Annotated in this window: 4 protein-coding genes and 6 pseudogenes; 4 read left to right on the top strand and 6 right to left on the bottom strand. The window is 60.2% G+C overall.

What is annotated here, in order from left to right; translation table 11 throughout:
• Positions 1 to 413: 413 nt before the first annotated feature.
• Positions 414 to 960 (top strand): annotated as a pseudogene (locus tag AC0L30_RS38615) (transposase); the annotation flags it as partial.
• On the opposite strand, the pseudogene AC0L30_RS38620 reads toward AC0L30_RS38615, so the two are convergent.
• Positions 957 to 1,166: pseudogene (locus AC0L30_RS38620) on the bottom strand (IS5/IS1182 family transposase); the annotation flags it as partial. The pseudogenes AC0L30_RS38615 and AC0L30_RS38620 overlap by 4 nt on opposite strands.
• Positions 1,167 to 1,480: 314 nt before the next feature.
• Here AC0L30_RS38620 and AC0L30_RS38625 point away from each other — a divergent pair.
• The 3 pseudogenes from AC0L30_RS38625 to AC0L30_RS38635 all read left to right on the top strand — a co-directional run.
• Positions 1,481 to 1,668 (top strand): annotated as a pseudogene (locus AC0L30_RS38625) (IS3 family transposase); the annotation flags it as partial.
• A gap of 25 nt (positions 1,669 to 1,693) precedes the next feature.
• Positions 1,694 to 3,018 (top strand): annotated as a pseudogene (locus AC0L30_RS38630) (IS30 family transposase).
• Positions 3,011 to 3,373 (top strand): annotated as a pseudogene (locus AC0L30_RS38635) (integrase core domain-containing protein); the annotation flags it as partial. The pseudogenes AC0L30_RS38630 and AC0L30_RS38635, both read left to right, overlap by 8 nt.
• A 270-nt stretch (positions 3,374 to 3,643) precedes the next feature.
• Here AC0L30_RS38635 and AC0L30_RS38640 read toward each other — a convergent pair.
• The 5 genes and pseudogenes from AC0L30_RS38640 to AC0L30_RS38660 form a co-directional block, all read right to left on the bottom strand.
• Positions 3,644 to 4,465 carry a SagB/ThcOx family dehydrogenase gene (locus AC0L30_RS38640; RefSeq protein WP_473309144.1) on the bottom strand — a complete coding sequence of 274 codons (822 nt, stop codon included), beginning with the start codon at positions 4,463 to 4,465 and terminating at the stop codon, positions 3,644 to 3,646.
• 9 nt (positions 4,466 to 4,474) lie between these two features.
• Positions 4,475 to 5,803: a YcaO-like family protein gene (locus AC0L30_RS38645; RefSeq protein ID WP_473309143.1), complete on the bottom strand. Its 1,329-nt coding sequence runs from the start codon at positions 5,801 to 5,803 to the stop codon at positions 4,475 to 4,477.
• A gap of 8 nt (positions 5,804 to 5,811) precedes the next feature.
• Positions 5,812 to 6,864, bottom strand: a complete 1,053-nt coding sequence (locus AC0L30_RS38650; protein WP_473309142.1) for a TOMM precursor leader peptide-binding protein — start codon at positions 6,862 to 6,864, stop codon at positions 5,812 to 5,814.
• Between the two features lie 276 nt (positions 6,865 to 7,140).
• A complete protein-coding gene (locus AC0L30_RS38655) occupies positions 7,141 to 7,602 on the bottom strand; it encodes a hypothetical protein (protein WP_473309141.1) in 462 nt (153 codons plus the stop codon).
• 960 nt (positions 7,603 to 8,562) lie between these two features.
• A pseudogene (locus AC0L30_RS38660) lies at positions 8,563 to 9,844 on the bottom strand (IS256 family transposase).
• Positions 9,845 to 10,157 lie beyond the last annotated feature (313 nt).

The following is a 10,157-nucleotide window of genomic DNA, read 5'->3' on the forward strand; positions in this document are numbered from 1 at the left end:
CTCGCGCGGGGCTTTCTTTGGCATCTGGCTCACCAGGCGCGTCGAACCGCAAACTTCAGTCCGTTCAGGCGACCGCGGTCGTAGGGGTGAAGAACTGCCGCCGTGTTTCTCTGCCGTCTTCAGCAAGGCAGCGGCCATTAAGTCGTCGGCCACCCTCGCCCACTCGTGGCAAGCCGCTTTCATTTGCGTCAGCTCTTGGATTTTATGGGAACGGCGCCACCAAGCTGTTGGGCGTTCGGTTGTGCCCTGGGTGGCTAACAGAGCTGGTCCCGGTCTTCTGAACAGAGTCTCCGCTTCGATTGGTGGAGCCTCTGCCGGGGTTAAAGCGTTTCCTTTCTTAATTGAATCGAGGGGATTCCGGATCTTGTCCGTTTATGATTCAAAATGCTGACTGGATTGGAGGCCAGCATCGCATGACCCGACCGCTTTCCCTGGTTCTTCGCGAGCGCGTTGTGGCGTCGGCTTTGGCAGGCGAGAGCTGCCGGTCCGTGGCGGAACGGTCTGGCGTTGCGGTCTCGTCAGTTGTGAAGTCGTCGCAGCGGCATCGGCCACCGGTTCGGTTGCGCCCGGCAAGATGAGCGGCCAACGCAATCCTGTGCTCGAACCCAACCGTGCCTTCATCGTCGGGCGGATCACTCAGACGCCGCACCTGACGTTGCATGGCTTGAAGGCGGAGCTGGCAGCTCACGGGGTCAAGGTCTCGCACAACGCGGTCTGACTGTTCCTGCGCCGGGAGGGACTCCGATACAAAAACACTGTTCGCCCTTGAGCAGGCTCGCGCTGACGTCTCTCGCAGGCGCAAACGCTGGCAATCCTGGCAGGCTGCGGTCGATCCGGGCCGGCTGGTCTTCATCGACGAGACCTGGATCCAAAGCCAATATGGTCCCGCTGCGGGGCTGGGGCCGCCAAGGGGTGCGCTTGCGGAGCTTCGCGCCGCACGGCCAGTGGCGGACCCTTACATTGTCGTATCGGGTGGCGATGCGCCGGAAGTCCTTTGCAAAAGCAGCGCTCGATGACATTACGGCCTTTGTAGGCGCGTTTGTTGAAGCGATTGATGACGACGCAGTTGGATTTGTTTGTGCGGCTTCCGCGCGAGCGGCCGATGGCTTGGTTGTGCTCCCCCCGCTTCCGCCGGAGGCGCACCGGTGAGCTTTAATCGAGGAAGCAGAAGCAAACCGCTCAAGATCAACCGGTCTCTTGACCTTCCCAGCCCTCGACGACATCAATGAAATTGACCCATGCGAACGACGCCACGGGTGGCCCGGCTTCAGATCGGAATACCCGGCCGGCTTCGAATTGGAATGCATGGCCGGCTTCGTCGGAATCCGCATATTGATCGAAGAAACAGCTCCTAGCGATTCCACCAGCTGCGCCTCCATATCGGCGGAATGCTTCATGATCGCACGCTGATGCTTCTTTGTCAGCCGATTTGAACCTGCCCGGGTTTGCCGGAGGCTGCAACTCCTGAGGGGATGGAGCCATGACGAGCAAGACCACGAACAAGTTTTCACCCAAGGTCCGGACTCGAGCGGTTCGGATGGTTCTGGATCACACCAGCGAGCCCCCGTCGCGCTGGTAGGCAGTGACCTCGATTGCAGCCAAGTCGGCTGCAAACCGCAGCTCGTGCACCACAGCGACAGGGCAGCCAAAGCGGATTCAGCCGGTCGTCGCAACGCGAAGCAAAGGAGGTTCGATGCGGTTATTGAATCGGGCGTGCCGCGAGAATTGCAGGCAGTTCTGGATCGCCATTGCATTGGGATGGTGGAGCGAAGAGGGCTGCGACTGATGCCGAGATGTCGCTAACTGGTGGAGTGCGACGCTCCCGAAGGGCGGGCGGTATGCGACCAACGCATCTCTCACCGTCATCAAGAGTGCCGTCTGGGCGACGTTCGCCGAACGCGAAGAGATTGCGATCCTGCTTGCGCAGTTGTTTGGCATACGAGCCATTGCTCGGCAGCTGAAGCGGCCGCCGTGTACGACATCGCGCGAACTCAAGCCCAATGGCGCCAGGCGCAACGGTGCTCGGGAGTATCGAGCGACCACGGCACAATGGCACGCTGATCGGTCCGCCCGACGGCCAAAGCCGACGAACTTGGCGGTAATCCAGTTCTGCAAAATTATGTGCGAAACAGGCTTGCCGGTATGATGGCCAGGCCCGACGGAGTGCCCATCGTTGGCCCGAAGGTCCTATGGAGGGGCGACGGGCGGTGCATCGACAGCACCGGCGCTAGGCGACGGCGTGGAGCCCGGAACAGATTTCTCGCCGCCTTCGGCTCGACTCCGATGCGCGTCAGTTTCGAAACCATCTAGCAGGCGCTGTATGTACAAGGTCGAGGAGCTTTGCGTCGCGAACTGACGGCCTACTTGCGGACCGGGCGGGCCCCCGCGAATGCCGAGAGCGCGCGCCCGTAAAGAGAGGAGCTTCATTTCTCCCGAAATCATGATCAATCAACGTCCGGCGGAGGCAACTGATCGAGCCGTGCCGGGCCACTGGGAAGGTGACCTCATCGTGGGCCTTGGAAGTTCCGGGATCGGCCCCCTTGGTGGAGCGCACGACACGATTCACCATGCTGCTGCATGTGCCGCGCATGATGGGCCATAGCCACGAAGCTCGCGTAAAGAATGGACCCGTACTCGCCGGGCATGGCGCTGAGGCCGTGCGCGAGGCTATCACCCGCACGATTGTCACCTTGCAGGAGCAACTTGGGCGGGCGCTGACGTGGGATCAAGGAGCCGAGCTGGCGCAGCACGGGCGCCTGAAGGTCAACGCAGGCGTTCAAGTGTTTCTGCGATCCTCATAGTCCTTGGCAGCGCAGTACCACGAGAACACCAGGGGATTGCTGCGCCAGTACTTCCCAAAGGGCACCCCTCTCAATGCACACACGCCCATGACCTTGAGGCGCGTGGCTCTTGCACTCAACACCAGGCCCCGGAAACCCTCGGCTGGAAGCACCAGCGGAAGCTCTCGACGTATTGCTCCGAGTGAGCCATACACAAAGTATTGCGACGATCGGTTGAATCGGCCCAATACGTCTCGATCAAATACACCGAACGCCTGGCTGAAGCCGTTGTAGAGCCTTCGGTCGGCAGTGTTGGAGATTCCTATGACAACCGAAACCATCAACGGTCTCTACAAGGCCGAGGTGATCCATCGGCGCGGGCCATAGCGCAGCTTCGAGGCAGTCGAGTTCGCGACCCTGGAATGGATGGACTGGTTCAACTACCGGCGGCCCTGGAGCCCATCGGCAACATCCCGCCGGCCGAGGCCGAACAACGCTACTACGCGATGCTGGAAAAACCGGCCATTGCGGCATATCTTAAACTCAAATGGCCTCGGGCAATCCCGGGGCGGTTCAGAGGTCTTAAGTCCTGAGAGGGGAGCAATGACGACCAAGAGGACGGTAGGCTTCGCGCGAGGTGCGGACCTGAGCGGTCGGATCTTTCTGGATCACGCCGGCAAACATTCCTCGCGCTGGGCGGCAGTGACGTCACTCGCGACCAGGTTTGGCTGCACGCCCCAGAGGCTGCACTAGTCGAGAAAGCCTAGGTCGGTAGCGGGGCAGCCAGCCAAGCTTCCGAGGGATACGGCCGAGAAGCTGAACGCATCGAGCGGGAGCACCTCTGAGCCAATTGTATGGCGTGACTATTCCATGGAGTGATCTTTGGGTGGTGCGAGCGGTGGTGCCCCAATGGCAACTGCATAAACGGTTGCATGGGTGACCCCGTCGAGTTCGAGAAACGCATCCATCCTGGCGTCGTAGAACCCGCCGATCGGCATTCCGGCAAGATCGTGGGCAACTGCGGCGAGCAGCAGGTTCTGGCAGATGTGGCCGGCCTCTATCAGCGCAAACCGGTATCCCCGTTCTTGATATTTCTGTGTGGACCTTTCGAAGGTGGCGACGATAAAGGCCAGGAAGATGGCGTTATAAGCAAGTTCGGACTGCACCAGCCCGTCGGAAAGCTGCCGTGAACAATCGTCTTGGACCAGAGCGGCAAGATCGTGCCGGTGGGGATTATAGTGATACAGGCCCGTCGGCAGGCCTTCTACCTGCGCGGCGTAGACGAAAAGGTCAAGCGGATACATGGCGCCCGCGGAGGGCGCCGCCCGGAATGGTCGCGGAAACAACCCGTTGCTTTGGAGCCGCGTGATCCCAGCCGCGTGGAACACCAAGCTGGAAAGCTCGCCGAGCCGAATGCTCCGTCCAGGGGCGAGGGTTTGTGGTGTCCGTCGCCTCCGGATCGCGACCCCGAGCGGCAACGCCAGCTCGCCAACCGTCGGCAGCGGAACACGCGCACAGCCGTCGAAGGCGAAGTGATCATATTGCTCCGCCATCTGGCGTGCGATCGCCCCGGTGAAGAAGCCTCGATGAAAACCCGTCACTTTCGAGTTTTCATGAAATAGCTCCCAAAGCCGCTCCTCGTTGTTTTCGGTCTCACGCTGTTTTAGCCAATTAGTAGGTTCCATGTCATTCCATTATGGATAGGGATGGGGCGCCGCAGTATCCATCTCCCCGGCACCTATCCCGGGATATCCTAGACGCTGCGGCACTTCGTACAGCCGCCGCCCGCCTCTCGATCTCAGTTTGAAGCCCATATGCAGCGGCTGATAGCCAGGGATTAACGCCCGCACTACGGTCAACCCGAGGCTGGCAACGTCCGTCGAGGTCAAATCCACAATCAGCGCGCGCTCCCCCGTCGCGGCAATCCTAGAAACCAGCTGCTTCAGGTCCTCGCCATCATCACCAGTTGCCCCGTTTGCCATTGATCCGAAGTCTACGCGGCGATCGGAGGCGAACAAAAATGAAGCATAGTGGAGATTCTCATGATCAACATAGAAACCTAAATGCGTCATCTGATCGACGACACAGTCAAATGCGGGCGGATCCGGCTTCAGACGCGGAACGTAGGACTTGACCCACTGGCAATAACGGCGGGAATGGGCAAGTTCTTCTAGACTCTTGCGCGCGGCCTCCGCTGGGTTCAGGGAGGAAGCCGCAGCAACGACGAGCGCCGGCTGCTCGGGATTGAGGCCGCGCATGGTGCTAAGGATGGTCGGCACACGATTGTCAGTGGTGATGTCGAACATATCGACCTTCAAGCTCTTGGATGAGAAACGCTGCACGATATCATAAAGGTCGTCGGACAAGGTTTCGATCCGGATAGAAGGCGGACTGAACCCCGCCTGCCACGCGATCAGGACTGCGTCACGCTCGATCACTTCACAGAGCCCGGTAATGGCGGCCTTTGCGAAATTGCCGTGGCAAGCAAGGCCGGTCGAGATCGGCTGATCAATCGGATTCTCACCGGAGCCGAGATAGAAAAGATAGGGCATAAACACCCGGCAGGCGGGCACCATAACCTCGCACCCACTGCGCAGATCCATCGCGGGAGTCCAACGGATCTCGGTGTGCTTCCGGAACGGAACGAAAGGAAAGCCGGGTTGCCGGTATTGATCCGCGGTGTAAAGCGCGAATTCGTCGGGGTCTATTGCTGCGCAATGAGCATTCTGCCAAGAGAACAGCGGCAGTTGCTCCACGTCGTACAACGCGGGCGAGTAGCGTTCCAACGCTTCCCCGATCGCCTTGGCCATGGCGCCGTCGCGGGTTGTGGAGGCGCCGCCGGAATGGCGGAAGTTGACCTGCCGGGCAAACGCGGCCGTGTTGCACGCTGTGGCCCGGAAATGGAAGAAGTTAGGTGCGCCGGGTTCGGGCCGGGCCTCTTCGAGCACAGCGACAAGGCCGACCTTCTCGTCCACAATGCCCTCGACCACCTGAGCCAAATTGCTAAATTCCGGCGCATTCATGAGAAATCCTAAATAGTGGGCGTTTTCGAGAGCTGCATCGATGACTGCGTCCTTGTGGCCGCACAGACAGGGCAGCGCGGGATCTTGAGAACCTTGCGTCTGATCATCACAGACTTTAATAGGTCGAATTCCAGCATGTACCCTAGACTCTCCAAATCGCGAGCGTTGAGCCAATATTTAACTGCCTCGATGGCGGCGATGCCGCCGAGGACATTCGCCGTTGCCGGTAGGAAGCCAATCGCATCCTGGTGCAGCTGACCTGTCTCTTCGCACGCCCGAAGTGCATCGGGCCGGTGAAGATTGGCATTTTGGCGGGCTCGCAAGCATTCAAGACAGGGCCCGTGGCCAGGCTGCACCAGCGGGCCGACTTGGCCGATGTTGTCCGTGAGCAGGACCGGCAAGAAGGGGATCCTGTGTTCGACGCAAAGTTGATTCCATCTACGAAATGCATGTTGATTGCCAAACTCGCTCGCCGCTAGCAGGAGATCGATCCTGGAGTCCAGCAAGGAGGCGCAATGTTCCTCCTGCAGCGGCATGGCGTGGGCCCACGCCGCCATATCGATGGTGCCATCTTTGTGGGACAGCCGTGTGCTGCGCAAGGCTGGATCGTCGATCACGGCCACCTGTTCGATGCCAGAAGAGAACAACGCCGATTTGAGCTCGCGCGCAATCTGGTTGACGCCGGCAATCGCAAGCCGCACTTGCGCCAGCGAGCGGCCCTCTCGTTCGCCGCACTGCCATCGGAAAATCTGTATCGATGGGTCGCTGTCTGTCTCGGAACTGCCAGCTACGCGCGGCAGCAGCAGACGACTGGCGATCAGGTTGTCGACAAGCAAGCTCACATCACGTTCGCTGAGACCGGTGAATCTGGGCAAGACCAGATCGCTAATTTCCGCTTTCGATGTACCTTCCGCGCAGGCTAGCGCGAAAATCAGCTCAAGGACCAGCCGAAGGCCGGGGCCCTCGATTTGTAATCGGGTCGCGCCACGGCGAACCAGAATACCGTTCGAGAGATCGACAATTTGCACCGGCAGCGCGGTGAAGGTAGCCTCTGTATCCATTCCACTACCCTCTCCCGCGGGAGCGCGACCGGGGCGGCCCCGTCACGTGTTGCGAAACAGTTCCGTATGGCCGACCGCCGGCCGCGAGCCCTGGTTGTTCGATCGAAACTGTTGAGTAACTCGGCACTCCACGAACCGGATGAGCCACTTGGCTTTCTTCTGAGGTGTAATCACGCGAGCTGCGAGCTAGCACCTTGACCCAGACAATGTTTGCATCGAGCGTCGAGATCGATTCGTACAAATAAGCGCTGCCCCCAGGGCACCGCCGCGCCCGCATCACCGCCTGCAGACGCAGATGTGGGCGGTGTGGGCGCCTGCGAAAAAACGCTTGATCCAGCCGTCGAGACGCAGCATCTCGGCCGAGGCCGTCATCTGCTGCTGCCCGTTCATGAATGCCTCGTTTCCCAATGCGGAAAACGAAATCCTGCTCCAGCAATCGCTATCGCGCCGCTGATAATGTCCGACGCTCATCTTCCCGAGCGAGCAGATCAGAACCTTAGGCGCAGGGCCGAAGCTGCCGGGTATCCTAGCGGCTGGCGTCATCCGGTCGCTGAACTTGCGGTCGCGGAACTCCCGCTTCATGTGCGGTGGAGATTGAGGCACGCCGTCGGCGATGACCGTGATCGGACGGGCCCTAATGTGAACTCCTCCCGCTCGGGCAGACGGCCGCAGACCGAAAATGGAGACGTGGCTCTTGAAACCGTCATTCCGCTTCAGCAAAGATTTCAGCGGCGTCATGCCCTCACAGGGCACGACGTATTCAATGGACCGTTCAAAAACGGATCCGGCAGGAAGGTCGCACGGCCTCCGCCTGCAAGGGTGATGTACCCGGTGCGCAGCCGCTTGATCTCTGCCGCTTCTTGCAGTCGCCGCTCGCACGTGCATAACATACGCTCTGGATTCGCCAAAATCAGACGAACACGCGGGCGGTGCTACCGCCAATCGGTCCAAGTCAATCCTGGCCTCATGGCCAGCAATCAAGATGCCCTTGGCTAGGTATTCAAGCGCCAGAGTCTCTCGGAAGGCACCGAGGTCTCCGTTCCATTCGGAGCCATTAGACATTGTTACCCAGATCGACATGACTTGCATGCAGCCGGCTCCGGTCGAAACGAACGCGGGACTATTCCCCTTGTCCGGTGTTCGCCTCTTCAGCACAAGACGGCGAGTTCACGCGACTTCCTATCGGATTTGTGACAGTAGTTGCACAACAACAGGGGGAGCAGCAGCAAGCCACATCGCGCCCCATCGCCGCTGGGGCGAACCCCTGCTCAATTAACTCAATAGCGCCGAGCATAACACTTGACGCGTTTGCGCTGACCTTACTGCGCCATAGCTCAACAATATCTGGCTTGGCGAGTTTCCGTCCCGCTGGCATCAACCGGTTCACCAGGTCAAGAGGCATTTTCATATCGTCGGGTGCGTTCCATGGCGTGCGAGTGGTCATGTGGTTTTCTCCTTTGAGAGAGGGAGCGGACCGTCCTACTTGTGGAGTTCTACTCCTGGTCAGAGTCGCCATGTTCATTCTTACCAAGTCGCCCCTCCTCGAGTGCTTCTGGTCTTAAGTTGCACCGCCTACTTCCGGCAGAAGGGCTCTAGTCGTTTAGCGGAGTACTGCGCGGAACGAACCTACCAATTCTGGCAAGAGCCAGGCGACCGGACACACGAGCTATCGCCAATTTTTGGTGACGAGCGGGCCGGTCAGGCGGCGGCGGTTATGGGCTGACGGTCAGTCGGTTTAGCGACGACCTCGATCCCGTCGTTGAATGTCACACCAAGAGCGAGTTTTGGCAACTGGTTGTGGCCATCGAGACGACGCCAGCTTTTGTGCGCGGCCTCAAGCAGTTTGAAGACCATCGCGAGCGCCGTCCTTGGATAGGCAGCCTTTCGATCGGATGGTGCGGTGGCGCACGGTGGCGAAGGTGCTTTCGATGGGGTCCGTCGTCCGCAAGTGTTTCCAGTGCTCGGCCGGGAAGTCATAGAAAGCCAGCAGCGTGTCCCGATCCTTGTTCAGGCAGTCGGCCGCCTTTTCGTATTTCAGCGCGTAGCTCTCGATGAAGGCGCCGAACGCCAGCTCGGCGGCGACCTTCGTTTCAGCCATCCAGATCTCCTGCAACGCGCGTTTGGCTTTCGGCTGCTGGCTCTACGGCAACTTGGCGAGCACGTTCGCTGTCTTGTGCACCCAGCAGCGCTGCTCGCGCGTTTTCGGCCAGACCTCGCCGGCAGCTTTCCAGAAGCCGAGCGCTCCATCGGCGATGACGAGCCGCGGAGGCACGGCGAGCCCGCGCCGCTTCAGATCAAGCAGCAGATCGCGCCAATCGTACGCGCTCTCGCGGGCACCATCGGTGAAGCCGACCAGTTCCTTACGGCCTTCCGGCGTCGCACCGATCAGCACCAGGATGCACTGCTTTTCGTCTTCGAGACGCGCCTCCAGATGGATGCCATCGGCCCAGATGTAAACGTAGCGCTTCGCCGACAGATCACGCCCCTGCCACGCGGCGTGTTCGTCGATCCAACCGTCCTTCAGCCGACCGATGGCGGATGCCGACAACGCGGCAGCATCCTTGCCGAGCAGCGCCGCCAGCGCCTCCGAGAAGTCGCCGGTGGAGATACCCTTCAGGTAAAGGATCGGCAGCAGCGTCTCGATCGATTTCGAGCGGCGCATGTAGGGCGGTAGGATCGACGGAGAGATCCGGATGCGACCAGGATCGGTAGCGGCCGCCTCGCGATCGCGTACACGTGGCTGGCGGACGGCGACCGGACCGATGCCGGTCATCACCTCGCGTTCCGGCAGGTGACCGTGGCGCACGAGGCGCTGGTGGCCGTCCGCGGTCTTCAAATCGGCATGCTGGCCGAGAAAGTCTGCGACTTCGGCCTCGACCGCCTTGGCGAGAAGGGCACGTGCCCCGTTGCGCAAGACTTCTGTGAGTTGACCGTCGAAGATTCCTGGCTGAATCAGCTGGATGACGTTATCGTTGGACATGGCATATCGCTCCTTCGGTGGAGAAGTGGAGGCGTCAAGCACCCCCACGATATGCCGCCTTTCCGATTCCCGCCGTCACCAACTTTCAGCGATAGCTCCGGACACACTGGACATCGCTCGTGACCTTGCCCCACGGGCTTAATCCAGTTTGAAGAGAGCTGGCCCCGGTACTGAAGTGCTCCCCAAAACTAGGCCAGCTGATGCTGGAATTTTCCGGGGTTTAGCTCATGCCGGCCGGGGCGCCGATGAGCCATTCAACAGCGATATCGGCGCCTTGTTGCCGATCGCGCTATGGGGCCGGACTTCGTTGTAG

It is taken from the genome of Bradyrhizobium sp. MI1.11, from assembly GCF_055811255.1.

Coding starts and splice junctions, on each gene's coding strand:
- AC0L30_RS38655 (WP_473309141.1), bottom strand. CDS start 7,602: ATGACGCCGCTGAAATCTTTGCTGAAGCGGAATGACGGTTTCAAGAGC.
- AC0L30_RS38645 (WP_473309143.1), bottom strand. CDS start 5,803: ATGAATGCGCCGGAATTTAGCAATTTGGCTCAGGTGGTCGAGGGCATT.
- AC0L30_RS38640 (WP_473309144.1), bottom strand. CDS start 4,465: ATGGAACCTACTAATTGGCTAAAACAGCGTGAGACCGAAAACAACGAG.
- AC0L30_RS38650 (WP_473309142.1), bottom strand. CDS start 6,864: ATGGATACAGAGGCTACCTTCACCGCGCTGCCGGTGCAAATTGTCGAT.